Here is a 23,434-nt window from a genome sequence, read left to right as displayed (position 1 = left end):
TACGCAGCGCCGCGCTACTTCCTGCCCGGCCGCGCGCGCGCCGGCTTTCGCACCGCCATGTCCGGCGGCAGTTCGAAGCGGTCGCCTGCCCCCAGCCCGGTGGCCACGCCGAGCCGGGCCGCCAGGTGCGCGGCATCGTAGGGCGCGTGCACCTTGACGTCGTTGTCGAAATAGCAGAACACGTCGCGCCCCTTGCGCCCGGAGAACCGGCGCGAAGGTACGGCCAGCCTTGCGTCCTTCACCTGGCGTCCATGGCGCCAGGCATCGATGCGCTCTGCCCAGCGGTCGAGCGCGGCATCGTCGTAGCCGCTCGCGTAAAGCTCCTTGTCGCCGTGCAGCCGCAGGTAGACGAAGTCGGCGCACAGGTCTTCGAGCAGCGGCCAGCGCCCCGCCGTGTCGGCAACCACCAGCGCGACGCCATGGCGGCGCAGCATCGCGATGAAGTCCGGATTTGCAAAACTCGCATGGCGCACTTCCACCGCGTGCCGGATGCGCAGCTTCGCGGGTGCCTTCAGCAACGCGCGGTCGTCGGCAAGCTTCTCGTTGTGCTGGCGCGCGAGCTTGAGGGCGGAACGGCCATCCCTGGGCAGCAGCGCCAGGAATTCCTCGATCCGACCGGCGTCGTAGGCCAACGACGGCGGCAGCTGCCAGAGAATCGGGCCCAGCTTGGCGCCCAATGCGAACACGCCCGATGCAAAGAAGTTGGCCAGCGCACCGTGCGGTTCCTTGAGCCGCAGGTTGTGGGTGATGTAGCGCGGCCCCTTCACCGCAAACACGAAACCGTCGGGCGTCGCGTCGTGCCATGCCTGGTACGACACCGGGCGCTGCAGCGAATAGAACGAGCCGTTGATCTCGATGGTGGGCAGCATGCGGGAGGCAAAGTCGAGTTCGAGCCGCTGCGGGAGACCCTTGGGATAGAAGCGGCCGCGCCATGGCGCATAGCGCCAGCCAGAGATCCCGATTCGCGTCGTGCCCTGCATCGTTGGTCTTTTTTTCCGGAGCCTCGAACGTGGCCTGCCGAACGGCGCCGTGGCGTAGGAGATTTTCCTGTCCGCATAGCAGCATGCGCCCGGCGCGCCGGCCGGAGGCCCGGACTCCCCGGAACCCCGCGGGCTGTGGCAAGCTCCGAGCAGTATGCAAATCCGCTCCCTGCCCTTCACCACTTCCCGCCGCTGGATGCTGCGCGCGCTGTGCGGCGCCGCGGCCCTGCAGGCGCCGCTTTGCGCGCTGGCCGGCTTCAACTTCTTCACCAGCGAATACACCGCCACGCGCGACGAACTGCAGGCGCAGATCGCCAAGCGCTTTCCGGTGGCCGAGCGCTATGCCGAGATCTTCATGGTCGGGCTGCGCGACCCGCAGCTGGGCCTGGACGCGCGCAGCAACCGCGCGGCCATCACGGCCACGCTGACCATTGCCAGCCCCCTGCTGGCTGCCTCGCCGGTGCAGGGCGTGGTCTCGGTCAGCAGCGCGCTGCGCTACGACGCCGCAGCGCGCGCGCTGCGCCTGGACCGGCCCAAGGCCGAGCGCCTCGAGCTGCAGGGCGTGCAGGGCCGCGATGCGGAACGCCTGCAGCAGGTGGGCGCGGTGGTGGCGCAGGAGCTGCTGCAGGGGCAGGTGCTGCGCAGCTTTACGGCCGACGAGCTCACGGTGGGACGCAAGACCTACGAGATCGGCGACATCACGGTGCAGGACGACGGCATCAAGGTGCAGCTGAAATGAAATACCCACTGCTTGCCGCCGCATTGCTCATCGCGGGCTGCACGGCCATTCTCCCCACGGCCAAGCAGCACTTCGACCTGCAGGCGCACCGCGGCGGGCGCGGGCTCGCACCGGAGAACACGCTGGCGGCCTTCTCCAACGCCATCGACCTGGGCGTGAGCACGCTCGAACTGGACATCGGGCTCACGGCCGACGGCGTGGTCGTGATCTCGCACGACACCGCGCTCAACGCCGACCACACACGCGACGCGAACGGCGCCTGGCTCGCATCGAAGACCGGCCCCACCCTCCGTTCTCTCACGTTGGTGCAACTGCAGCGCTACGACGTCGGCCGGCTGAACCCCGCGAGCAGCTACGGCAAGCAGTTCGCGCTGCAGCTGCCGCGCGACGGCGAGCGCATTCCGACCCTGGCCGCACTGTTCGAGCAGGTGCGCGCACGCGGCGCCGCGGCCGCCACGGTGCGCTTCAACATCGAGACCAAGATCGATCCCACCAAGCCCGACGAGACCGCCGCGCCCGAGCCGATGGTGCGCGCCCTGCTCGCCGAGATCGACAAGGCGCAGATGGGCGGCCGCGTGACCGTCCAGAGCTTCGACTGGCGCACGCTCGCGCTGGTCGGCCAGCTTGCGCCGCAATTGCCGCGGGCCTACCTGAGCTCCCCGCGCACGCTCAAGGACAGCCGCTGGACGGCCGGCCTCGACGCCGCGCAGTTCGCCTCGACGCCGCAGCTGGTCAAGGCCGCGGCCGGCACGGCGGGCGGGCCCGTCATCTGGTCGCCCGCCTACAACGACCTGACACGGCCCGCCATCAAGGAAGCGCAGGGCCTCGGCCTCAAGGTGCTGCCCTGGACCGTGAACCAGCGCGCCGACATGCTGCGGCTGATGGACTGGGGTGTGGACGGCATCATCACCGACTACCCCGACGTGCTGCGCGACCTGATGCGCGAACGCGGCCTCTCGCTGCCGCCACCTGGAAAGGCTTCGTCATGAGCCCCCGCCCGGCCGCTCCGAAGGGGGCTCGCACCGCAGCGCGTAGCGCGGAGGTTGCCTTATGAGCACCGCCGCACGGCAGCTCGAAGCCGTCAGCAGCGGAATCGCGGCGCTGCAAGGCGGCGGCGGATCGGTCGCCGCGCTCTCGAACGAGGCGCGTGCGAGCAGCGAACTGCTCGCGGCGCTGCCGCCGCGCTATGGCGAGGTGCTGCTGAACCTGCTCGACCGGCTCGAGTCGAGCGCGCTGTTCAGCGAAGAGAGCTGTTCCTTCAGCCAGAAAGACCTGCTCGACAACCTGCAGGCGTGGGCCGGCAAGGCCCGCGCGCAGCTGGTGTCCTGAGGAGAAAAAAGCCATGCAAAGACGCACCCTTCTTCTGCGCGCCGCCCCGCTGCTCGCGTTCGCATCCACGGCGGCATGGCCGCTGGCCGCATCGGCCGCCGCGCCGATGGTCGAGATCTGGAAGGACCCGAACTGCGGGTGCTGCCAGGACTGGGTCAGGCACCTCGAGGCCAACGGCTTCGCGACCCGCGTGCACGACGCTGGCAACAGCGCCGCGCGCACCCGGCTCGGCGTTCCCGCCAGGCTGGGCTCATGCCACACCGGCCTGGTCGGCGGCTATGCGCTCGAAGGCCACGTGCCCGCGCGCGAGGTGCACAGGCTGTTGCGCGAAAAGCCCAAAGCCATCGGCCTCGCCGTGCCCGGCATGCCGGTGGGATCGCCGGGCATGGACGGCGCCGCCTACGGCGATCGGCACGATCCCTACGACGTTCTGCTGGTGCTGGCCGACGGCGGCAGCCGCGTCTTCCAGAGCTACCGCTGAGGAAGACCGCGCCGCGCGTCAGCTGAAGCGGGCGGGATCGAAAGGGGCCAGCGCCGTCTCGGGCGCGGTGCCCGCGAGCAATTGCGCCGCGAGCCTGCCGGTGCGCGCCGAGCCGCACAGGCCGACGTGCCCATGCCCGAAGGCCAGCACGATGTCCGTGCTGGCCGCGGATGCGCCGATGCAGGGCAGCCCATCGGGCATGCTGGGCCGGTGGCCGAGCCAGTGCTTCACGGCCACCGCCTCCGGCGGCTGGGTGCCAAGCGCCGGAAACATCGACCGCAGGTGCCGGTGCAGGATCTCGGCGCGCCGCCAGTCGGGCGCGGCCTCGAGCCCGCCGATCTCGACCTGGCCGGCCGCGCGCAGGCCGCCGTCCATCCAGTGCGCGATGAGCTTGCCGTCGGCCACCATGGTCGGCGTGCGCGGCCCCGCCGAAGCGCCTTCGACGACCACGTGGTAGCCGCGTTCCGATTCGAGCGGCACCGGCGATCCGGCCGCTGCGGCCAGCGGTCCCGAGCGCGCACCGGCGCAGATGGCGGCGGCGTCGCAGGCGATCTCGCCGGCCTCGGTGCGCACCGCGCGCAGCCGCCCGCCCTCGATGCGAAAACCGGTGGCGCGCGCCGCCACGCGCTGCGCACCGGCCTCCTGCGCATGCCGCGCGAGCGCCGCCACGTAGGCCCCCGGATTTCGGCAGTGCCCGGCCTCGGGCACGAAGATGCCGAGCGTGTAGCGCGCGTCGAGGTCGGGTTCGCGCTGCCGCAATTCAGCCGCCGGCCACTCCTCCCACTGCACACCGGTGCGCCGGCGCACGCGCCAGCCGAGCGCGTCGCCCTCGAACTCCTCGCGCGACCGGTAGGCATGCAGCAGGCCGCGCTGCTCGATGAGCTGCGGCACCCCGGCCTCGGCGGCGAGCCGGGCATGCAGGGCCGGGGCATCGGCCAGCAGCGTGCGCAATGCGTCGGCGGTGCGCTGCACGCGCGCCTCGGTCCAGCCCGAGGCCAGGTAGCGCAGCAGCCAGGGCAAGGCCCGCGGCAGATGGCGCCAACGCAGCGCGAGCGGCCCCAGCGGATCGGCCAGCCAGCCCGGCACCTTGCGCCACGCACCGGGCAGCGCGGGCGGCACCACGGAATGGGACGAGAGCCAGCCCGCATTGCCGTAGCTCGTGGCCTGCGGACCGCCCGGCTCGCCGGGCTCCACCACCGTCACGCGCAGGCCGGCGCGCAAGGCCTCGATGGCGGTCGCGCTGCCCACGGCGCCTGCGCCGATCACGACCACATGGCGTCCCGCGCCCTCGGCGGAGAAACTTCTTGCAACTGTCATGGGGGCCTATCGTAGAGGGCGCGGTCCCATAATCGGCCGCCATGCCCGCTCCGTCATCCGCTTCCTCTTCTCCTGCTTCGTCTTCCGGCGCCATCACCGATGTGGCCGGCATCGAAGTCGGCCATTTTTCCGACACGCGCCGGCCCACGGGCTGCACCGTGATCCTCGCGCGCGAAGGGGCGGTGGCCGGGGTCGACGTGCGCGGCGCCGCACCGGGCACGCGCGAGACCGACCTGCTCTCGCCCGGCAACCTGGTGCAGCAGGTGCACGGCGTGATGCTGGCGGGCGGCAGCGCCTGGGGACTGGCCGCGGCCGAAGGCGCCATGCGCTGGCTCGAGGAACGCAACATCGGCATGGACGTGCGCTTCGGCACCCTGCCGATCGTGCCGGCCGCCGTGCTGTTCGACCTGCCCATGGGCGACGCGCGCATCCGCCCCGATGCCGCGGCCGGCTATGCGGCCTGCGAGGCGGCCACCCGCGATGCGCCGGAAGAAGGCAATGTGGGCGCCGGCAGCGGCGCGCTCGTGGGCAAGCTCTTCGGCGTGCACCGCGCGATGAAGGGCGGCATCGGCACCGCCTCGGTCACCGTGGGCGGCGTGACGGTGGGCGCGCTCATCGCGGTCAATGCGCTGGGCGACGTGATCGACCCCGACACCGCGCAGCCGGTGGCCGGCGCGCGCACCGAAGACGGCCTTGCGCTGCTCGACACCCGCCGCGCCCTGCTGCGCGGCGACCTGCCCCAGCCGCTGCTCGCGGGCACCAACACCACGCTCGGCGTGATCGCGACCGACGCGGTGCTGACGAAGGTGCAGGCCAACCGCCTTGCGAGCGTGGCGCACGACGGCCTGGCGCGCGCCATCAACCCGGTGCACACCATGAGCGACGGCGACACGCTGTTTGCGCTGGCCACCGGCCGCATTCCGCTCGAAGGCCCTTCTTCCGAATCCAGGCCCGGCATGACCGTGCTCGGCACCATGGCCGCCGAGGCGGTGGCGCGTGCCACCTTGCGCGCGGTGCTGGCAGCGCGCTCCGTCACCGTCGGCGAGCTGCACGTGCCATGCGCGGCCGACCTCGCCGCAACGAAAGGTTGAGTACCCCATGGCCATGCCCAAGACACTGAAGCTGATCCTGCTGTCGATCCGCGACCTGATCGCATCGGCCGGCCCCGTCGTGTTCCTCGTGATCGGCCTGCTGATTGCCGCCTACTGGTGGCTGCAGCCGCAGCCGCCCAAGCACGTGACGCTGGCAACCGGGCCGACCGGCAGCGCCTATTCGCAGTTCGGCAAGCGCTATGCCGAGCTGCTCAAGGCGAGCGGCATCGAGGTGGAGCTCAAGGCCACCACGGGCTCTTCAGAAAACCTCGAACTGCTGCGCAGCGGCGGCGCCGACGTGGGCTTCGTGCGCGGCGGCAGCGCCGACCCGGTGGCCGATGAGGAAGCCGGCCTCACCTCGCTCGGCAGCCTGTTCTTCGAGCCGATCTGGCTCTTCTACCGCGCCGACAGCGCGCAGAAGATCGACCGCAAGACGGCCACGCTGACTTCGCTCGCCCAGCTGCGCGGCCTGCGCGTGAACGTCGACCTGGCGGGCAGCGGCCTGCCCGAGATCATGGAAAGGCTCTTCAAGGCCAACCACCTCGAGCCCGATGCGCTGCTGCTTTCCAACCTGGAACAGGCGGCCGCGGCCGAAGCGCTGCAGGCCGGCCTGCTCGATGCCATCGTGCTGTCCTCGGCGCCGCAGTCGCCGCAGGTGCAGCGGCTGCTGCGCGCGCCCGACATCAAGCTCATGGACTTCGGCCAGGCCGATGCGTACACGCGGCGTTTTCCGTTTCTCTCGGCGGTCACGCTGCCGCGCGGCGTGGTCGACCTGTCGAAGGACCTGCCGCCTACGGACGTCTCGCTGCTCGCGGCCACCACCTCGCTGCTTTCGCGCGACAAGACCCACTCCGCGCTGCGCCAGCTCTTCGCGCAGGCCGCGCAAAGCGTGCACAGCGACGCCGGCTGGTTCAACCGCGCGCGCGATTTTCCCAACACACGCACCAGCGAACTGCCCGTGAGCCCCGAGGGCGACCGCGCCATCAACGGCACGCCGCCGTTCTGGCAGCGCTACCTGCCGTTCTGGGCCAGCAACCTGATCGAGCGCATGTGGCTGGTGCTCGGCGGCCTCCTGGTGCTGATGCTGCCGCTGAGCCGCGTGGTGCCGCCGCTCTACCAGTTCCGCGTGCGCCGCCGCGTGTTCCGCTGGTATGCGCGGCTGCGCGACATCGAGGCCAAGGTCGATGCACGCCAGGGCGGGCGCGACGAATTGCTCGACGAACTCGAGGAGCTCGACCGCGTGGTCAACAAGGTGGCCGTTCCGCTGTCGTATGCCGACGAGCTCTATGCGCTGCGCAACAACATCCACACGGTGCAAAAGCGCGTGCAGATGCGCTGGCCGCAGCCCGGCGATTTCGCGCCCCGGACCGCGCCCTCCGCGGAAACCGCAAAAAGCGCTTGACTTGGAGCGCGCTCCAACTTCGAGAATTCCCGCCATGGAAGCCCACTTGACCATTGCGGAAGTCGCGCGGCGCACCGGCCTCACGGCCGACACGCTGCGCTACTACGAACGCATCGGACTGATCGCCGCGGTGCCCCGTGCACCGGGCGGCCAGCGCCGCTATGCGAGCGCCGACATGGATTGGCTGGCCTTCCTGTTGCGCCTGCGCGAGACCGGCATGCCGATCCAGGGCATGCAGGCGTTCGCCAGGCTTCGAAGCCAGGGGGACGCCAGTGTCGGGGAGCGGCGGCAGATGCTCGAACAGCATCTGGCCGAGGTCCAGGCCAAGGTGGCGGCGCTGCAGCAATCCATGCAGGCGCTGTCGCTGAAGATCGCGCACTACCGCGCCATCGACAGGAAGCGTCCCTCGTCACCGGGCACAGCCCCCGAAGGAAAGACGAGCGATGACCAACACACAAGCAAGCCACAACGACAACAACCTGCGCTACGAGCGCGGGCTCGCCAAGCTCCAGCAGATCGACGGTGAAGGCGGCGTCAAGGTGGTCGAGAGCCTGGCCGGCATCGCACCCGATTTCGCGCGCCTCCTGATCGAGTTTCCGTTCGGCGACATCTACTCGCGCCCCGGCCTCGACCTGCGTTCGCGCGAGATCGCGGTGGTGGCCGCGCTCACGGCCATGGGCAATGCCGCGCCGCAACTCAAGGTGCACATCCAGGGCGCGCTCAATGTCGGCGTCACGCGCACCGAGATTGTCGAGACCATCATGCAGATGGCGGTGTACGCGGGCTTTCCGGCTGCGCTCAACGGCCTCGCGGCCGCGCGCGAGGTGTTTGCTGCCGACGCCCCGGTGGGAGAGCCCGTATGAAACACCGCAGTTTTCGCATCCGCCTGCCTCTGCTCGGCCTCGCGCTGCTTGCGACCGCGACCCATGCGACCACCTCGGCGCTAACGCCCGCCCCGCCGGCCTGGACGCTGGAAAAACGCCCCGCGCACGACGAGCTGTCCTCGCCGGTCGGCATGGCCTACGACGCGGCAGGCCATCTCTATATCGCCAACTGGTCGGCCGGCACGGTGCTGCGCTTTGCGCCCGACGGTGCCCGCTCGGTGTTCGCATCGGGCTTGAGCGGCCCCAGCGGGCTGGCGATCGGCCCTTCCGGCGACATCTTCGTCGCGTCCTACAGCCAGGACCTGGTGTGGCGCTTCACGCCCGGCGGCAGGCAGAGCGTGTTCGTGAGCGGCCTGGCAACGCCGGCGGGCCTGAGCTTCGACCGCAAGGGCCGGCTGCTGATCGCCAACCGCCGAACCAATGAGATCCTCGCGGCGCATCCCGACGGCAGGATCGAAGTCGCGGCGCAGGGACTGCAAACGCCGGTCGGCGCGGTCGAACTGCCGGGCGGCGAGCTGATGGTCAGCAACATCGCGGGCGGCATCTCGCTGGTCGGGCCGGACGGACGCGCGCGAAGCATCCACGACGGGCTGCGCAGCCCGGGCCCCGGCATCGTCGCGGACCCCGAGGGCACTGCCGCCTATGTGGTCGACTACGGCGGCACGACAGTCAGCCGCATCGACCGCGAAGGAGGCCGCGTCGTGCTGGCCGACGGCCTGTCCAGCCCGGTGGGCCTTGCGCGCACCCCCGACGGCAACCTGCTGGTCGCCACATGGGGAGCGAATGCGGCCTTTCGGCTGGCGCGGCCGCGTTGAGACGCCGGCTTGCCCGCCCCATGAAAAAAGCGCGCCGCCCCTTGCGGAACCACGCGCTCTTGTCGAGGCACCCTGAGGTCTCTTTCAGAAACACCGAGGAACCGGCTTTGCCGGGCCTCCGGTGTTGCCCCCGGTAGGGGGAAGGCGCGCGCGACACGAAGTGCGCGAAGACTGGGGGCGAGCCTATTTCAGCGCCTTGTAGCGCATGCGCTTGGGCTTGGCACCCTCTTCGCCCAGGCGCTTCTTCTTGTCGGCTTCGTACTCCTGGTAGTTGCCGTCGAAGAAGGTCCACTGGCTGTCGCCTTCGGCCGCGAGGATGTGCGTGGCGATGCGGTCGAGGAACCAGCGGTCGTGGCTGATGACCATCACGGTGCCGGCAAACTCGAGCAGCGCGTCTTCGAGCGCGCGCAGGGTTTCCACGTCCAGGTCGTTCGACGGTTCGTCCAGCAGCAGCACGTTGCCGCCCGCAATCAGCGTCTTGGCCAGGTGCAGCCGGCCGCGCTCGCCGCCCGACAGCGTGCCGACCTTCTTCTGCTGGTCGGCGCCGTTGAAGTTGAAGCGGCCCGCATACGCGCGGCTCGCCATCTGGAACTTGCCGACGTTGATGATGTCCAGGCCGTTCGAGATGTCTTCCCACACGGTCTTGTTGTTGGCGAGCTCGTCGCGGTGCTGGTCGACGAAGGCCATCTTCACGGTCTGGCCGATGACGACCTCACCCGAATCCGGCTTTTCCTTGCCCGCGAGCAGCTTGAACAGCGTCGACTTGCCGGCGCCGTTCGGGCCGATGATGCCGACGATCGCGCCCGGCGGCACGGTGAAACTCAGGTTGTCGATCAGCATGCGGTCGCCGAAGGACTTGCTGACGTTGTGGAACTCGAACACCTGCTGGCCCAGCCGCTCCGCCACCGGAATGAAGATTTCCTGCGTCTCGTTGCGCTTCTGGTATTCCATGTCGCTCAGCTCTTCGAAGCGGGCCAGGCGCGATTTGCTCTTGGCCTGGCGCGCCTTCGGGTTCTGGCGCGACCATTCGAGTTCCTTCTTCAGCGCCTTGGCGTGGGCTTCCTCGCTCTTCTGCTCCTGCGCCAGGCGTTCGCCCTTCTGCTCGAGCCAGGTGCTGTAGTTGCCCTTCCAGGGAATGCCGCGGCCGCGGTCCATTTCCAGGATCCACTCGGCCGCGTTGTCGAGGAAGTAGCGATCGTGGGTGATGGCCACCACTGTGCCCGTGAAGCGCTGCAGGAACACTTCGAGCCACTCCACCGATTCAGCGTCCAGGTGGTTGGTGGGTTCGTCGAGCAGCAGCATGTCGGGCTTGGACAGCAGGAGGCGGCACAGCGCCACGCGCCGCTTTTCGCCGCCTGACAGCAGGCCGATCTTCGCGTCCCACGGCGGCAGGCGCAGCGCATCGGCGGCGATTTCCAGTTGATGTTCGGAATCGGTGCCGGCGGTGGCGATGATGGCTTCGAGCTGGGCCTGCTCGGCCGCCAGCGCGTCGAAGTCGGCGTCTTCGGCACCATAGGCGATGTACACCTCTTCGAGGCGCGCCTTGGCCGCAAACACCGCGCCCATGGACTCTTCGACCGATTCGCGCACCGTGTGCTCGGGGTCGAGCTTGGGCTCCTGCTCCAGATAGCCGATCGTCATCCCCGGCATGGGCAGCGCCTCGCCCTCGAACTCCTTGTCCACACCCGCCATGATCTTGAGCAGCGTCGACTTGCCCGAGCCGTTGAGGCCGAGCACGCCGATCTTGGCGCCGGGGAAGAAAGAGAGCGAAATGTCTTTCAAGAGCTGCCGCTTGGGTGGCACGGTCTTGCTGACGCGGTTCATCGAATAGACGTATTGAGCCATCTGTGAATAGTTACCTTGGGTAGCGGAAATTGGGGGAAAAGTGCGGGCGCCCGAAGAAGCTTTCGAACGCGGCAAACCATGGATTATCGACTCATGCGACAATAGGCACCGTTGCCGGGTCCAGTTGCCCGCAACACCGGCTCTCTGCCGGGGACGAAGAAAGCGCCTTTCAACCCTCTTGCGAGGGCGGACTTTCCGGCTCCCACCCCTGACCTTCATCAGCCTTGACTGGCTCGGCGTCACAAAAGACGCCAAGCGGGCCGATGCCACTGCGCCGTGTATGGCGCTTATTGTTTCCAATGAATTTTGACGAACTGAAGCTGGCTCCCGCCATCTTGAAGGCTGTGCACGAGCACGGTTACGACACCCCCACCCCCATCCAGGCGCAAGCCATTCCCGCGGTCCTCGAAGGCCACGACCTCCTGGGCGGCGCCCAGACCGGCACCGGCAAGACCGCTGCCTTCACGCTGCCCATGCTGCACAAGCTCAGCGTGGGCGCGAGCGCCACCAACAAGTTCGGCGGCATCGGCATCCGCGCGCTGGTGCTCACGCCCACGCGCGAACTCGCGGCCCAGGTCGAAGAATCGGTGCGCACCTACGGCAAGTACCTGGAGCTCGACTCCACCGTGATCTTCGGCGGCGTGGGCATGAACCCGCAGATCAGCAAGCTCAAGAAGGGCGTCGACATCCTCGTGGCCACCCCCGGCCGCCTGCTCGACCTGCAGCAGCAGGGCATGCTCGACCTGAGCCAGGTCCAGATGCTGATCCTGGACGAAGCCGACCGCATGCTCGACATGGGCTTCATCCATGACGTGAAGAAGATCCTGGCGCTGGTGCCCCGGGAAAAGCAGAGCCTGCTGTTCTCGGCCACCTTCAGCGACGAGATCCGCGACCTGGCCGCCACGCTGCTCAAGAACCCGCAGAGCATCCAGGTCACGCCGCGCAACACCACCGTGCAGCGCATCACCCAGGTGATCCACCCGGTAGGCCGCGGCAAGAAGAAGGCGCTGCTCGCGCACATCATCAACGAGAACAAGTGGAGCCAGGTGCTCGTGTTCACGCGCACCAAGTTCGGTGCCAACAGCGTGGCCGAATTCCTCACCAAGAACGGCATCGAGGCAATGGCGCTGCACGGCAACAAGAGCCAGAGCGCCCGCACCCAGGCGCTGGCCGGCTTCAAGAGCGGCGACATCCGCGCCCTGGTGGCCACCGACATCGCGGCCCGCGGCATCGACATCGACGAGCTGCCGCACGTCGTCAATTACGAAATCCCGAACGTCAGCGAAGACTACGTGCACCGCATCGGCCGCACCGGCCGCGCCGGTTCGAGCGGCGAGGCCGTGAGCTTCGTCTGCATGGACGAAGAAGGCTTCATGCAGGAAATCGAACGCTTCACCAAGCAGACGATTCCGGTGCAGTTCGTCGAAGGCTTCGGCCCCGAGGAAGGCGAACGCGCCGAGCCGATCGCCATGGGTCGCCAGACGATCTGGGGCGGTGCCGGCCGCCCGCCGAGCCGCGACGTGATGCAGGCGGCCGCCAAGGCTGCCCGCACCGAGATGCTGCAGCGCATCCGCGAGAACAAGGCCGGCCAGGGCGGCGGCGAACGCGCAGGCGGTGGTGGTGGCGGCAACGGCCAGCGCCGCGGTGGCGGCCAGGGCGGTGGCGGCCAGGGCCGCAATGCCAACGGCGGCGGCCAGGGACAGGGCCAGGGCCCGCGCGGCCAGGGCGCCCGCCCGGCACAAGGCCGCGGACCGCAAGGCCCGGCACGCGCGCCGCACCATGCGCCGCAAAATCACCTGCCGCATGACGAGCGCCAGCCGCGCCATCACGGCAACAGCCACAGCCCGACGCAGGCCAACCAGGTCGCGCACCTGCGCGCCGAAGCGGTCGCCGGCGGCGACGGCCAGCCGGATCCGCTGCGCACCAGCGTCGACCACATGGGTGGCGGCCGCGGGCGCGGACGCCCGGGCGGCGGCGGTGGCGGCTACGGCGGCAACCGCTCCGGCGGTGGTGGCCGTTCGGGTGGTGGCGGCTACGGCGGCGGCGGCGGTGGCAACCGCTCCGGCGGCGGCGGACGCTCGTTCGGGCGCTGACCGGCGCAGCGGGTAGATGGAACATCTGCCCCGCGACAAAGACAAAGGGCACTTCGGTGCCCTTTGTCTTTTGCGCCGCCGGCGCGGCGCCTCCCGACTGCCGCCCGCTGCGGACACAATCGCGTGCCATGCAAGACATCCCGCCCAACTACGCCACGCTCTTCGTTGCCACCTGCAACCTGCTGAATCTCGCGAACCCGCACCGGGTGTATTACGAGAACCAGGACGCCTACGACGAACGCGACTACGAACGCAAGATCGCCTGGACCGGCGAGCGCTTCCATGCGCTCAATGCCGACGTGCTCGCGGTGCAGGAGGTCTGGGACGAAAGCGCGCTGAAGGCCGCCATTGCGCGCAGCGGGCTGCGCTACGACTTCGTCTCGGTTCCCGGCGCGGAGAACACGCCGCCGCACAACGGCGCGCAGGGCACGCCGCGGGTCGGCATTGCCACGCGGCTGCAGGTGGACGAGGTCCGCTCCTTCGTCGATTTTCCGCCTGGCTTCGGGGTCGAGGTGCCGGGCCTGGGCCCGCACATGCGCTTCGAGCGCCCGCCCCTTCTGGCCACGCTGCGCATGAAGCACGGGCAGCAGGTGCACGTGCTCACGGTGCACCTCAAGTCCAAGCGGCCGAAGTTCCTGCAGGACGCGCAGGGCAATGCCCTGGAAGACCGGGAGGACCGCAAGGTCGGCGTGATGGCTTCGCTGCGCTCGCTCGTCATGCGCGGCGTCGAGGCGGCGGCCCTGCGCTGCATCGTGATCGACCTGCTGCAGGGCACCAGCACGCCCCTGGTGGTGATGGGCGACTTCAACGACGACCCGCACAGCGTCACCACGCAACTGGTGGCCGCCACCTCCGAAGTGGCCTACGACAAGGCCGCGCGCGACGTGGCGCTGTTCAACGCCTACGAGATGCAGGGCGAATCAGCGCTCAAGAAGGACGTGGCCTATTCGCACATCCACCAGGGCTTTCCGGCCGTGCTCGACCAGATCTTCGTGAGCGAGGAGTTCGTTGCGACGAGCCGGCGCAGCCTGGGCGACGTGCGCCGGGTCGACTACTTCAACGACCACCTGCACGAAGGTCGGGACCGCTCGCGCTCGGACCACGGCTTCGTGCGCGCGCTGCTGCGGCTGCGCACCGGCTGACGGGCAAGGTTCAGGGCATGCGCCGGCCGCTCTGGCGGTCGAACAGGTGCACGCGGTCGGCATCGATCGCCAGGCCCACGGTCTGGTCGGGCTGCACGTCGACGCGGCCATGCACCGCCAGCACCAGCTTCGCTTCGCCGACCTGCACCAGCAGTTCGGTTTCGGCGCCCGTGGGCTCGACCACGATCACCCGCGCATCGACGCCGCTGCCGCCGCCCAGCGTGATGTCGCCGGGGCGGATGCCGTAGTGCACCGGCTGGCCGTCGGGCGCCGAGGTGCCCGGCGGCACGGGCCAGCGCGCGCCATGCGCCTCGACATGGCATTCGCCGCCCGAGCGCCGCACCGTGCCTTCGATCACGTTCATCGACGGCGAGCCGATGAACTGCGCGACGAACAGGTTGTCGGGACGGTCGTACAGGTCGAGCGGCGTGCCGATCTGCTCGACGATGCCGTCGTGCATCACCACGATGCGGTCGGCCATGGTCATGGCCTCGATCTGGTCGTGCGTCACGTAGACGGTGGTGGTCTTCAGGCGCTGGTGCAGCGCCTTGATCTCGGCGCGCATCGCCACGCGCAGCTTGGCGTCCAGGTTGGATAGCGGCTCGTCGAACAGGAACACCTTGGGGTCGCGCACGATGGCGCGCCCCATGGCCACGCGCTGGCGCTGGCCGCCCGACAGCTCGCGCGGATAGCGCCCGAGCAGCGCGTCGAGGTTGAGGATCTTCGCGGCCCGCGACACGCGCTCGTCGGTCACCGACTTCTCGGCATTGCGCAGCCGCAGGCTGAAGCCCATGTTCTCGCCCACCGTCATGTGCGGATAGAGGGCGTAGCTCTGGAACACCATGGCGATGTCGCGGTCCTTCGACTCGAGGTCGTTGACTACGCGGCTGTCGATCATGATCTCGCCGCCGCTGATGTCCTCCAGGCCCGCGAGCATGCGCAGCAGGGTCGACTTGCCGCAGCCCGAAGGCCCGACCAGCACGACGAACTCGCCGTCGGTGATGTCGAAGCTCAGGCCCTGGATGATCTGGACCTTGCCGAAGGATTTCTGGATATTGCGAAAGGATACGGATGCCATTTTTGTTCCCAGGGTTCGCTCAGCTCTTGACGGCACCGGCGGTGAGTCCGCCCACCATGTAGCGCTTGAAGGCGTAGTAGATCGCCGCGGGCGGCAATGCATAGATGAGGCCGGTGGCCATCAGCAGTTCCCACGGCGAATCGTCGGCCGAAAGGAAGTTGCCGAGCGCCACCGCCAGCGTCACGCTCCTGTCGTTCGACAGCAGCAGGAAGGCGTAGAGGTATTCGTTCCATGCCAGCAGCAGCGAATAGGTGCCCACCGCCACCAGCGACGGCACCATCAGCGGCAGGTACACCAGCCGGAACAGCTGCAGCGGCGAAGCGCCGTCCATGCGCGCGGCTTCGTCAAGCTCGTAGGGCAGCTTGTCGGAGGCCTGCTTGAGCACCCAGATGCAGTACGGCGAGGCGATGGTCACCATGGCAAGGATCAGCGCCCACTGGCTGTTGAGCAGGCCGTAGTTGCCCATGGTCTTGTACATGGGCACGGCCAGGAAGGCCGCGGGAATGAAGTACGTGAACAGCGCCAGGTTCATCACCGTGCGGCCGCCCCGCACGCGCAGCCGGCTGATCGCAAAGGCGGCCGTGGTGGCGACGAAGAGCGTCAGCGCCCCTACCGTGAGCGCGATCAGCAGCGAGTTCCCGAGCTGCAGCCAGAAGTGGTCGAGGTAGAAGTGCTTCTGCTGGAACACGATGCGGAAGTTGTCCAGCGTCGGATTCTTGGGCCACAGGTGGCCCGAGGTCGCGGAGTCCTTCGACGAAATGGCAAAGAGCACCATGTGGTAGACCGGAATCAGCGTCCACAGCAGCACCGGTATGCCGATGAGCAGCAGCCGGGCCTCGGTGAGCACGGCTTTCGGAGTCCAGCGCTTCATTTCGAGAGCCTCTTCATCATGAAGTACACGAGCGGGAGAACGAGCGGCAAGGCCACCACGATGGACGCCATCGACAGGTCGACCTGGTCGAGGCGCAGATAGCGGATACCCAGCGTGGCGAGCACATGCGTCAAGTCCGCGGGTCCGCCGCCGGTCAGCAGGTAGACGCTGTTGAAGTCGCCCAGCGTCCAGATCATCGAGAGAATGGTCGAGGTGATGTAGAGCGTCTTCAGCGCCGGCCAGCTCACGAAGCGGAACTTCTGCCACGACGAGGCGCCGTCCACGGAGGCCGCCTCGTATTGTTCGGATGGGATGGCGAGCCGCCCCGCCACCAGGATCAGGGTCCAGAACGGCAGCGACTTCCATACATGGACCACCATCGCGAAGGCCAGGGCCAGCGCAGGATCGTTGAGCCAGTTGGGGCCGTCGGCGCCGGTCAGGCGGAAGATCGTGCTGTTGATCACGCCCCACTCGGGGTTGAGCATGAAGCGGATCGACAGGATGGTGGGAATCGAGGGCATCGCCCATGGCAGGATGAAGATCGCCGAGACGATCTTGATCCACCAGCGCGATGTCACGAAGAAGCCCGAGAGCACCAGGGCCACGAGCATCTTGAGATTGATCGCCACGACCAGGAAGATGGCCGTGTTGATCACCGAGCGGAAGAAGATCGGGTCCTCGACCAGCTTCACGTAGCTTTGCGGATGGCGGGCGAGCCAGAGCCCGTAGCCCACCGGGTACAGCACGAACACCACGAACACCAGCAGGTAGGGCACGACCATGACCGCGCCCCAGAACTGCCAGCGCGCATGCCGCGCTCCGGGATTGACGACAGGCGTCGGGGTCGACGCGGCGGCGGTGGCAGTGGCGCTCATGGCATGCAGCTGCTGGTGGTTTCGGGTGTCGCGTGTGCGCGGCTTACTGCGCCGCCACCGTCTTGATGCGCGCGATCATCTCGTCCACGGCCTTGTCCACCGGCACCTTGTCGGTGACGACGCGGCTCATGGCCTTGGCCCAGACGTTCTCGTTGTTGAGCACGGTGAACTTGTAGTTCTTGGTGAACTCGAAGGTCACGGTGCCGGCGGCGTACTGGTTGTAGACCGACAGGCGGTGCGGATCGGCCTTCCAGAAATCGCGCTGCTGCGCGGCCTTGGTCACCGGGAACCAGCGGCCCAGCGAGCCTTCGACGTACGGCGTCAGGTTCTCTTCCTGCATCAGGAAGGAGACGAACTCCTTGGCGCGCGCCTTGTTCTTCGCGTCCTTGAACACCACGCCGGTCTTCACGGCCGTGCGGTACACCATCTTGCTGCCGTCAGGCTTGCTCGGGAAACCCGCCGTGCGGATGCGCTCGGTGTAGTTCTTGCGCGCTTCCTCGCGCTGCTCGGGCGTGAGCGAGGCATTGTCCGAATCGTCGAGCCACTTGGCGGCGATGGAGATGGTCGCGTTGTGCGTCATCAGGGTCGTCTTGTTGTGGAACGCGACGTTGTTGTCCGGGTCCTTCCAACTCGTCGACGACGGCGGCGTGCAGCCCTTGGTGTAGGGCGTGGTGTAGTCGGTCAGCGCGCCGATCAGGCCGGTGCGCACCTTCGGGTCGTCGACCAGCAGCTTGCCGTTGTCGTCCACCAGCTTGACGTTGTAGGCGTCCATGAAGGTCAGGAACGAATAGAACGAGTCGCTCGAATCCACGCCCATCGGCATGCCGATGCCGAAGGTGCGCTTGCCGCTTGCCTTGCGGCTGGCGGTTTGAGCCTTCTCGCACCAGAACGACCAGTACTCCTTCCAGGTGGTCGGGATATCCGACTCCTTGAAGCCCGCCTCCGCCAGCATGTCGCGCCAGTACTCGATGTGCATCGTCTGCTGCTTGATCGGGAAGGCGTAGTAGGCCTTGCTCTTGGTCTGGTCGTTGTAGAGGTAGGTGGTCTCGATCGTGTTGGGCGCGAAGCGGTCCTTGATGGGCGTGAGCACGCTGCCGAGGTCTTCGAGCTTGCCGTCGAAGGCCCACTTGCCGGTGACCTGGAAGTCGTACACGTCGGCATAGGCCACGTCGGGCGGGCTGCCCGAATCGAGCGCGGACACGGTCTTGGGGATCATGTCCTGGATCGGGTACTGCGACAGCTCGATCTTCACGTTCTTGTTCTTCTCCTCGAACTTCTTGATGGCGGCGAACAGCGCATCGTCCTCAGCCTTGTAGAAGCCCTTCACCCACCAGACGGTGAGCTTTTCCTGCGCGGCGGCGGGACCTGCCGACGCCAACAACCCCAGCGCGAACAACGTCGGCGCTATCAGCGACTTGACGACTTTCATGGTGTCTCCTTCTTCTTCGGTGGAAATGCTCGAACACGAGCGTGGGTGAAAAAATCTGTTGCGACCTGCGCGGGCTCGCACCTGGCCCCGGGCCCGGCTAGTGGGCCTTCAGCCGCGGCGGCGGACGGCCGAGCCGCGGCAGCCGGCGGCGCGAGCCGATCACGTCTTCGATGTCCTGCCGCGCGCCGTCGATGAGGCGGATGACCGCCTGCTCGGCCTTGGCCGGATCGTGTGCAATCACCGCATCGAGCACCGCGCGATGCAGCGGCAGCGAAAGCGCGGGCCCGTCGGGCTTGCTGGTCGATATCTCGAAACTGGTGCGAAGCAGTGCGTTGAGCGCCTTGCTCATCTGCGCGAGCATGCGGTTGCGCGCCGCGCTCAAGAGGCCGGTATGAAAGCGCAGGTCGAAGGTGACGTAGTCGCCGCCGTTCTCCACGGCTTCCTTCATGCCGGCGTAGGCGCGCTCTATTTCCTCGATGTCCTGCGGGCTGGCCCGCTCGGCCGCAAGCCGCACGGCCGCCGGCTCGACCACGCGCCGCAGGTCCTGCAGGTCGCGCAGGAACTCGGGCGTGAGCCCGGCACGCGACTGCCAGGTGATGACGTCGGGGTCGAACCAGTTCCACTTGTCCTGCGGCAGCACCCGCGTGCCCACCTTGGGCCCCGTCACGATCAGGCCCTTGGCCGCCAGCGACTTGATGGCTTCCCGCACCACGGTGCGGCTCACGCCGAGCTCCTCGCCCAGAATGGGTTCGGCCGGGATCGAGGCACCGATCGCATAGCGGCCGGCCACGACAGCTTCGCCGAGCAGTTCGAGCGTGCGACCGTGGATGTTCTTGATCATGTGCGTGATGTGAAATTTGCTATGCCGACGCTCGAAAACACTAAGGGTCCGGCATGTTGTTCGCACTTATCATATGATGATTGAAATGGCCGATCGGCAGGACAAACCCTGAGGTTTGGGGCCGTAAGCGGTCGTAAACGGAGACAAACCGATGAGCAATTCCCCCAAGAAAAAACCCGAAGACCTGCGCAGCCAGCAATGGTTCGGCCGCCATGACCGCGACGGCTTCATCTACCGCAGCTGGGTCAAGGGCAAGGGTGTGCCGCACGACCAGTTCGACGGGCGTCCGGTCATCGGCATCTGCAACACCTTCAGCGAGCTCACGCCCTGCAACTCGCACTTCCGCACGCTCGCCGAGCAGGTGAAGATCGGCGTGTATGAAGCGGGCGGCTTCCCGCTCGAATTCCCGGTGATGTCGCTCGGCGAAACGCTGCTGCGCCCCACCGCCATGCTGTACCGCAACCTCGCGAGCATGGACGTGGAAGAAAGCATCCGCGGCAATCCGCTCGACGGGGTGGTGCTGCTCATGGGCTGCGACAAGACCACGCCCGCGCTCATGATGGGTGCGGCCAGCGTCGACCTGCCGACCATCGGCGTCTCCGGCGGCCCGATGCTTTCGGGCAAGTGGCGCGGCCAGGAGCTGGGCTCGGGCACCGGCGTGTGGCAGATGAGCGAGCAGGTGCGCGCCGGCACGCTCAAGCTGCAGGACTTTTTCGAAGCCGAGAGCTGCATGCACCGCAGCCACGGCCACTGCATGACCATGGGCACCGCGAGCACCATGGCCTGCATGGTCGAGTCGCTGGGCATCGGCCTGCCCGGCAATGCCGCCTACCCTGCGGTGGATGGCCGGCGCAACGTGCTGGCGCGAATGGCCGGCCGGCGCATCGTCGACATGGTCCACGAAGACCTCCACATGTCGAAGATCCTCACGCGACAGGCCATCGAGAACGCCATCAAGGTCAATGCGGCCATCGGCGGCTCCACCAACCTCGTCATCCACCTGCTGGCCATCGCAGGGCGCATCGGCGTGGATCTCTCGCTCGACGACTTCGACCGGCTGGCTTCCGATCTGCCCTGCCTGGTCGACCTTCAGCCTTCGGGCCGCTTCCTGATGGAAGACTTCTGCTACGCGGGCGGGCTGCCGGTGGTCATCAAGGAGATCGCGCAGTACCTGCACAAGGACGCCATCACGGCCAACGGCCAGACGCTGTGGGACAACGTGAAGGACGCCGAGAACTACAACCCGCAGGTGATCCGCCCGCTGGCCGAACCCTTCAAGGACAAGGCCGGCATCTGCGTGCTGCGCGGCAACCTCGCCCCCAACGGCGCCATCATCAAGCCCAGTGCCGCCACGCCCGAGCTGCTGGTGCACAAGGGCCGCGCGGTGGTGTTCGAAAACGCGGACGACCTGCACAAGCGCATCGACGACGAGAACCTCGACATCGACGAGCACTGCGTCATGGTGCTGAAGAACTGCGGCCCGCGCGGCTACCCGGGCATGGCCGAGTCGGGCAACATGCCGCTGCCGCCGAAGGTGCTGCGCAAGGGCATCACCGACATGGTCCGCATCAGCGACGCGCGCATGAGCGGCACCGCCTACGGCACCGTGGTGCTGCACACCGCCCCCGAGGCGGCCGCGGGCGGGCCGCTCGCGCTGGTGCAGGACGGCGACATCGTCGAGCTCGACGTGCCCAACCGCAAGCTGCATCTGCATGTGAGCGACGAAGAGCTCGCAAGGCGGCTCGAGAAGTGGGTCGCGCCCAAGGCGCCGCTCGACTCGGGCTACTGGAAGCTGTACGTCGACACGGTGCTGCAGGCCGACCAGGGGGCCGACCTGGCCTTCCTGCGCGGTCGCCGCGGGGCCTTCGTGCCGCGCGACAATCACTGACATGACAAGACTGGTCGCCATCGACTGGGGCACGAGCTCACTGCGCGGCGCGCTGCTCGATGCCGGCGGCAAGGTGCTCGAAGAGCGCAGCGATGCGCGCGGCATCCTCAAGGTGCCGGAAGGCGGGTTCCCCGCGGTTTTCGAAGCGCTGTTTGGCGACTGGATGCGCCTCGAAGGCGCGCGCTGCCTGATCTCCGGCATGGCCGGCAGCAAGCAGGGCTGGGTCGAGGCACCGTATTGCGCCTGCCCCGCGGGCCGTGTCGAGGTGGGCCGCAGCATCATCGACATCGACGTGCGGCCGGGCTCGCGCATCTCCATCGTGCCGGGCCTCAACGACGAGCATGACGGCGTTCCCGATGTCATGCGCGGCGAGGAAGTGCAGATCTTCGGCGCCATGGCGTTGATGGACGTCGACGAGGGCGTCTTCGTTCTGCCGGGCACGCACAACAAGTGGGCTACGGTCAAGAAGGGCCGCGTCACGGGCTTTCGCACCTTCATGACCGGCGAGTTCTACGCGCTGCTGAGCCAACATTCGATTCTTGCGCGCACGCTCGATGCCGATGCGCCGCTCGACGAAGCCGCTTTCGTGCAGGGCGTCGCACGTGCCGACAACGGCCAGGGCCTGCTGCACAACGCATTCGGCGCGCGCACGCTGGCGCTGTTCGAGCGCATGCCCACGCAGGAACTCGCCAGCTACCTCTCGGGCCTCCTGATTGGCGAAGAACTGCGCACGCAGTCGCTGCATGCCTTCGGCGAGGTTGTGCTGATCGGTTCCCCCGCACTGACGCAGCGCTACACGCTCGCGCTGAGCGCCACCGGCATCGCCACCCGCAGGCTCGGCGCCGAAGCCACCTGGGCCGGGCTGCATGCGCTGTCCGGCTTTCTCGACGCAGACAGAAATCCGCCATGACCACACCGCAACAAAAATTCGAAGCCGCGATGCGCGCGCTGCCGCTGGTTGCCATCCTGCGCGGGCTTACACCTGCCGAGGCCGGCGACGTGGGCGATGCCATCGTCGAATCGGGCTTCCGGCTGCTCGAGGTGCCGCTCAATTCGCCCAAGCCCTACGCCAGCATCACGCTGATGCGCACGCGCTTTCCGCAGGCCCTGGTGGGCGCCGGCACGGTGCTCGATGTGCAGCAGGTGCGCTATGTGCATGCGGCCGGCGGCGAGCTGGTCGTTTCGCCCAACTGCAATGCGGAGGTGATCGCCGAAGCCGTGCGGCTCGGCATGGTCTGCCTGCCCGGCGTGATGACGCCGACCGAAGCCTTCGGCGCGCTGGCCGCGGGCGCGACCGGACTCAAGCTGTTCCCGGCCGAACTCGCATCGCCCGCGGTGGTGAAAGCCCTGCTCGCGGTGCTGCCCCAAGGCACGCCAGTGATGCCCGTGGGCGGTATCACGCCCACCAACATGGCCGAATGGCGTACGGCCGGCGCGGCCGGCTTCGGCATCGGCTCCGCGCTCTACAAGCCGGGCAAGCAGGCCTCGGCCGTGCGCGCCGATGCGCAGCGGTTCGTCGCGGCCTTCACGGGCGCGGCCGCCATCTGAAAGTCTTCTTTCCAACGTCCACGAGGGAGCGTCGATGTCCGCCGATTCAGATTACGCCAGCCCCGCCGTGCGCAAGCTGCGCGAAGACCTTGCGCTCGCGCTGCGCGCGGCCGCCCACCACGGATTGTCCGAAGGGGTCTGCAACCATTTCAGCGTGCTGCTGCCGGGCGCGCAGGACCGCTACCTGATCAATCCGCGCGGCCTGCACTGGAGCGAGATCGGCGCCGACGACATCGTGCTGATCGACGTGCACGGCGAAGTGCTCGCGGGGCGCCACCGGGTGGAGCCGACCGCGCTCTTCATCCATGGCGCAGTGCACCGCCTCACGGGCCATGCGGTCGTGCTGCACTGCCACATGCCCTACGCCACGGCGCTCACGCTCACGGCCGAGCGCGCGCTCGATCCCACGCTGAGCCAGAACGCCATGCGCTACATGAACCGCATCGCCGTCGATGCGGTCTACAACGGCCTCGCGCTCGACGATGCCGAGGGCGAGCGCATCGCGCGCGCCATGGCGGGCAAGGACATTGCCTTTCTCGCGAACCATGGCGTGATCGTGGCGGGCGCCTGCATTGCGCATGCCTACGACGATCTCTACTACCTCGAACGCGCGAGCCTGCACCAGGTGATTGCGCAATCGACCGGGCGCCCGCTGGTTCCCGTCGATGCCCGGCTGGCCGCGCATGTGGCGGCGCAGATCCAGGGCGAACGCGAGCAGTCGGACCTGTTCTTCGAGGCGCTGCGGCGGCTGCTGCCTCCGCCACGCGGCTGACGTCCGTTCGGCCG

At 68.1% G+C, this 23,434-nt stretch carries 23 protein-coding genes; 15 read left to right on the top strand and 8 right to left on the bottom strand.

Translation table 11 applies throughout. The annotated features are described in order from the left end of the window. Positions 1 to 14: 14 nt before the first annotated feature. Complete coding sequence (locus FB547_RS23850) at positions 15 to 980, bottom strand: DUF72 domain-containing protein (protein ID WP_145746132.1); 966 nt, start codon at positions 978 to 980, stop codon at positions 15 to 17. A gap of 154 nt (positions 981 to 1,134) precedes the next feature. Here FB547_RS23850 and FB547_RS23845 point away from each other — a divergent pair, with 154 nt between their 5' ends. From FB547_RS23845 to FB547_RS23830, 4 genes are all read left to right on the top strand, one after another. Beyond that, the gene (locus tag FB547_RS23845) at positions 1,135 to 1,719 is read left to right on the top strand and encodes a DUF1439 domain-containing protein (protein ID WP_145746131.1); all 585 of its coding nucleotides are present in this window, start codon (positions 1,135 to 1,137) and stop codon (positions 1,717 to 1,719) included. Beyond that, complete coding sequence (locus FB547_RS23840) at positions 1,716 to 2,708, top strand: glycerophosphodiester phosphodiesterase (protein ID WP_145746130.1); 993 nt, start codon at positions 1,716 to 1,718, stop codon at positions 2,706 to 2,708. The genes FB547_RS23845 and FB547_RS23840 overlap by 4 nt, the downstream gene beginning before the upstream one ends. Positions 2,709 to 2,769: 61 nt before the next feature. Next, on the top strand, positions 2,770 to 3,048 hold the full coding sequence (locus tag FB547_RS23835; protein WP_145746129.1) for a hypothetical protein: 279 nt from the start codon (positions 2,770 to 2,772) through the stop codon (positions 3,046 to 3,048). Positions 3,049 to 3,061: 13 nt separating this feature from the next. Beyond that, the gene (locus FB547_RS23830; protein ID WP_145746128.1) at positions 3,062 to 3,529 is read left to right on the top strand and encodes a DUF411 domain-containing protein; all 468 of its coding nucleotides are present in this window, start codon (positions 3,062 to 3,064) and stop codon (positions 3,527 to 3,529) included. Between the two features lie 18 nt (positions 3,530 to 3,547). On the opposite strand, the gene FB547_RS23825 is transcribed toward FB547_RS23830, so the two are convergent. Further along, entirely contained in the window at positions 3,548 to 4,846 is a 1,299-nt protein-coding gene (locus FB547_RS23825; RefSeq protein WP_145746127.1) for an NAD(P)/FAD-dependent oxidoreductase, read from the bottom strand. A 41-nt stretch (positions 4,847 to 4,887) separates the two neighbouring features. On the opposite strand from FB547_RS23825, the gene FB547_RS23820 reads away from it, so the two are divergent. The 5 genes from FB547_RS23820 to FB547_RS23800 are packed head-to-tail and all read left to right on the top strand — an operon-like array spanning position 4,888 to position 9,038. Then, complete coding sequence (locus tag FB547_RS23820) at positions 4,888 to 5,937, top strand: P1 family peptidase (RefSeq protein ID WP_145746126.1); 1,050 nt, start codon at positions 4,888 to 4,890, stop codon at positions 5,935 to 5,937. A gap of 7 nt (positions 5,938 to 5,944) precedes the next feature. Beyond that, complete coding sequence (locus FB547_RS23815; RefSeq protein WP_145746125.1) at positions 5,945 to 7,339, top strand: TAXI family TRAP transporter solute-binding subunit; 1,395 nt, start codon at positions 5,945 to 5,947, stop codon at positions 7,337 to 7,339. Positions 7,340 to 7,373: 34 nt separating this feature from the next. Further along, complete coding sequence (locus FB547_RS23810) at positions 7,374 to 7,865, top strand: MerR family transcriptional regulator (protein ID WP_145746124.1); 492 nt, start codon at positions 7,374 to 7,376, stop codon at positions 7,863 to 7,865. Beyond that, on the top strand, positions 7,783 to 8,202 hold the full coding sequence (locus FB547_RS23805; protein ID WP_145746123.1) for a carboxymuconolactone decarboxylase family protein: 420 nt from the start codon (positions 7,783 to 7,785) through the stop codon (positions 8,200 to 8,202). Before FB547_RS23810 ends, FB547_RS23805 begins: the two co-directional genes overlap by 83 nt. Continuing rightward, positions 8,199 to 9,038 (top strand): hypothetical protein, encoded by an 840-nt coding sequence (locus FB547_RS23800; protein WP_145746122.1) that lies wholly within the window; start codon positions 8,199 to 8,201, stop codon positions 9,036 to 9,038. The genes FB547_RS23805 and FB547_RS23800 overlap by 4 nt, the downstream gene beginning before the upstream one ends. A gap of 183 nt (positions 9,039 to 9,221) precedes the next feature. Here FB547_RS23800 and ettA read toward each other — a convergent pair whose 3' ends face one another. Further along, positions 9,222 to 10,883, bottom strand: coding sequence for an energy-dependent translational throttle protein EttA (gene ettA / locus FB547_RS23795; RefSeq protein WP_015866459.1), 1,662 nt, complete (start codon positions 10,881 to 10,883; stop codon positions 9,222 to 9,224). 299 nt (positions 10,884 to 11,182) lie between these two features. On the opposite strand from ettA, the gene FB547_RS23790 reads away from it, so the two are divergent. Both FB547_RS23790 and FB547_RS23785 read left to right on the top strand, forming a co-directional pair. Then, positions 11,183 to 12,976 carry a DEAD/DEAH box helicase gene (locus FB547_RS23790; protein ID WP_145746121.1) on the top strand — a complete coding sequence of 598 codons (1,794 nt, stop codon included), beginning with the start codon at positions 11,183 to 11,185 and terminating at the stop codon, positions 12,974 to 12,976. 128 nt (positions 12,977 to 13,104) lie between these two features. After that, positions 13,105 to 14,118, top strand: a complete 1,014-nt coding sequence (locus FB547_RS23785) for an endonuclease/exonuclease/phosphatase family protein (RefSeq protein WP_145746120.1) — start codon at positions 13,105 to 13,107, stop codon at positions 14,116 to 14,118. 10 nt (positions 14,119 to 14,128) lie between these two features. Here the strand turns inward: FB547_RS23785 and FB547_RS23780 are convergent, their stop codons facing one another. From FB547_RS23780 to FB547_RS23760, 5 genes are all read right to left on the bottom strand, one after another. Beyond that, positions 14,129 to 15,196 carry an ABC transporter ATP-binding protein gene (locus FB547_RS23780; protein WP_145746119.1) on the bottom strand — a complete coding sequence of 356 codons (1,068 nt, stop codon included), beginning with the start codon at positions 15,194 to 15,196 and terminating at the stop codon, positions 14,129 to 14,131. 19 nt (positions 15,197 to 15,215) lie between these two features. Further along, positions 15,216 to 16,067 carry a carbohydrate ABC transporter permease gene (locus FB547_RS23775; protein WP_145746118.1) on the bottom strand — a complete coding sequence of 284 codons (852 nt, stop codon included), beginning with the start codon at positions 16,065 to 16,067 and terminating at the stop codon, positions 15,216 to 15,218. After that, positions 16,064 to 16,942 (bottom strand): carbohydrate ABC transporter permease, encoded by an 879-nt coding sequence (locus tag FB547_RS23770; protein WP_145746117.1) that lies wholly within the window; start codon positions 16,940 to 16,942, stop codon positions 16,064 to 16,066. The genes FB547_RS23775 and FB547_RS23770 overlap by 4 nt, the downstream gene beginning before the upstream one ends. A 43-nt stretch (positions 16,943 to 16,985) precedes the next feature. Next, complete coding sequence (locus tag FB547_RS23765) at positions 16,986 to 18,371, bottom strand: ABC transporter substrate-binding protein (RefSeq protein ID WP_145746116.1); 1,386 nt, start codon at positions 18,369 to 18,371, stop codon at positions 16,986 to 16,988. Positions 18,372 to 18,468: 97 nt separating this feature from the next. After that, positions 18,469 to 19,212, bottom strand: coding sequence for a FadR/GntR family transcriptional regulator (locus FB547_RS23760; RefSeq protein ID WP_145746115.1), 744 nt, complete (start codon positions 19,210 to 19,212; stop codon positions 18,469 to 18,471). Between the two features lie 151 nt (positions 19,213 to 19,363). Between FB547_RS23760 and FB547_RS23755 the strand changes: the two genes are divergently transcribed. From FB547_RS23755 to FB547_RS23740, 4 genes are read left to right on the top strand one after another with little or no spacing between them, the layout of a single operon-like run. Next, positions 19,364 to 21,100: an IlvD/Edd family dehydratase gene (locus FB547_RS23755; RefSeq protein ID WP_145746114.1), complete on the top strand. Its 1,737-nt coding sequence runs from the start codon at positions 19,364 to 19,366 to the stop codon at positions 21,098 to 21,100. A gap of 1 nt (position 21,101) precedes the next feature. Next, the gene (locus FB547_RS23750) at positions 21,102 to 22,010 is read left to right on the top strand and encodes a 2-dehydro-3-deoxygalactonokinase (RefSeq protein WP_145746113.1); all 909 of its coding nucleotides are present in this window, start codon (positions 21,102 to 21,104) and stop codon (positions 22,008 to 22,010) included. Beyond that, the gene (locus tag FB547_RS23745) at positions 22,007 to 22,648 is read left to right on the top strand and encodes a 2-dehydro-3-deoxy-6-phosphogalactonate aldolase (RefSeq protein ID WP_145746112.1); all 642 of its coding nucleotides are present in this window, start codon (positions 22,007 to 22,009) and stop codon (positions 22,646 to 22,648) included. The genes FB547_RS23750 and FB547_RS23745 overlap by 4 nt, the downstream gene beginning before the upstream one ends. 34 nt (positions 22,649 to 22,682) lie before the next feature. Then, positions 22,683 to 23,420 carry an aldolase gene (locus FB547_RS23740; protein ID WP_145746111.1) on the top strand — a complete coding sequence of 246 codons (738 nt, stop codon included), beginning with the start codon at positions 22,683 to 22,685 and terminating at the stop codon, positions 23,418 to 23,420. The last annotated feature ends 14 nt before the right edge of the window (positions 23,421 to 23,434 follow it).

It is taken from the genome of Variovorax beijingensis (genome assembly GCF_007828835.1).
GTDB lineage: Bacteria > Pseudomonadota > Gammaproteobacteria > Burkholderiales > Burkholderiaceae_C > Variovorax > Variovorax beijingensis_A.
The sequence above is the reverse complement of the archived record's forward strand: the minus strand, read 5'-3'. Positions and strand labels throughout refer to the sequence as shown.

What these genes read in the sequence shown, in the direction of transcription:
- FB547_RS23850 (WP_145746132.1), bottom strand. Translation starts at nt 980, where the DNA reads ATGCAGGGCACGACGCGAATCGGGATCTCTGGCTGGCGCTATGCGCCA.
- FB547_RS23845 (WP_145746131.1), top strand. Translation starts at nt 1,135, where the DNA reads ATGCAAATCCGCTCCCTGCCCTTCACCACTTCCCGCCGCTGGATGCTG.
- FB547_RS23840 (WP_145746130.1), top strand. Translation starts at nt 1,716, where the DNA reads ATGAAATACCCACTGCTTGCCGCCGCATTGCTCATCGCGGGCTGCACG.
- FB547_RS23835 (WP_145746129.1), top strand. Translation starts at nt 2,770, where the DNA reads ATGAGCACCGCCGCACGGCAGCTCGAAGCCGTCAGCAGCGGAATCGCG.
- FB547_RS23830 (WP_145746128.1), top strand. Translation starts at nt 3,062, where the DNA reads ATGCAAAGACGCACCCTTCTTCTGCGCGCCGCCCCGCTGCTCGCGTTC.
- FB547_RS23825 (WP_145746127.1), bottom strand. Translation starts at nt 4,846, where the DNA reads ATGACAGTTGCAAGAAGTTTCTCCGCCGAGGGCGCGGGACGCCATGTG.
- FB547_RS23820 (WP_145746126.1), top strand. Translation starts at nt 4,888, where the DNA reads ATGCCCGCTCCGTCATCCGCTTCCTCTTCTCCTGCTTCGTCTTCCGGC.
- FB547_RS23815 (WP_145746125.1), top strand. Translation starts at nt 5,945, where the DNA reads ATGGCCATGCCCAAGACACTGAAGCTGATCCTGCTGTCGATCCGCGAC.
- FB547_RS23810 (WP_145746124.1), top strand. Translation starts at nt 7,374, where the DNA reads ATGGAAGCCCACTTGACCATTGCGGAAGTCGCGCGGCGCACCGGCCTC.
- FB547_RS23805 (WP_145746123.1), top strand. Translation starts at nt 7,783, where the DNA reads ATGACCAACACACAAGCAAGCCACAACGACAACAACCTGCGCTACGAG.
- FB547_RS23800 (WP_145746122.1), top strand. Translation starts at nt 8,199, where the DNA reads ATGAAACACCGCAGTTTTCGCATCCGCCTGCCTCTGCTCGGCCTCGCG.
- ettA (WP_015866459.1), bottom strand. Translation starts at nt 10,883, where the DNA reads ATGGCTCAATACGTCTATTCGATGAACCGCGTCAGCAAGACCGTGCCA.
- FB547_RS23790 (WP_145746121.1), top strand. Translation starts at nt 11,183, where the DNA reads ATGAATTTTGACGAACTGAAGCTGGCTCCCGCCATCTTGAAGGCTGTG.
- FB547_RS23785 (WP_145746120.1), top strand. Translation starts at nt 13,105, where the DNA reads ATGCAAGACATCCCGCCCAACTACGCCACGCTCTTCGTTGCCACCTGC.
- FB547_RS23780 (WP_145746119.1), bottom strand. Translation starts at nt 15,196, where the DNA reads ATGGCATCCGTATCCTTTCGCAATATCCAGAAATCCTTCGGCAAGGTC.
- FB547_RS23775 (WP_145746118.1), bottom strand. Translation starts at nt 16,067, where the DNA reads ATGAAGCGCTGGACTCCGAAAGCCGTGCTCACCGAGGCCCGGCTGCTG.
- FB547_RS23770 (WP_145746117.1), bottom strand. Translation starts at nt 16,942, where the DNA reads ATGAGCGCCACTGCCACCGCCGCCGCGTCGACCCCGACGCCTGTCGTC.
- FB547_RS23765 (WP_145746116.1), bottom strand. Translation starts at nt 18,371, where the DNA reads ATGAAAGTCGTCAAGTCGCTGATAGCGCCGACGTTGTTCGCGCTGGGG.
- FB547_RS23760 (WP_145746115.1), bottom strand. Translation starts at nt 19,212, where the DNA reads ATGATCAAGAACATCCACGGTCGCACGCTCGAACTGCTCGGCGAAGCT.
- FB547_RS23755 (WP_145746114.1), top strand. Translation starts at nt 19,364, where the DNA reads ATGAGCAATTCCCCCAAGAAAAAACCCGAAGACCTGCGCAGCCAGCAA.
- FB547_RS23750 (WP_145746113.1), top strand. Translation starts at nt 21,102, where the DNA reads ATGACAAGACTGGTCGCCATCGACTGGGGCACGAGCTCACTGCGCGGC.
- FB547_RS23745 (WP_145746112.1), top strand. Translation starts at nt 22,007, where the DNA reads ATGACCACACCGCAACAAAAATTCGAAGCCGCGATGCGCGCGCTGCCG.
- FB547_RS23740 (WP_145746111.1), top strand. Translation starts at nt 22,683, where the DNA reads ATGTCCGCCGATTCAGATTACGCCAGCCCCGCCGTGCGCAAGCTGCGC.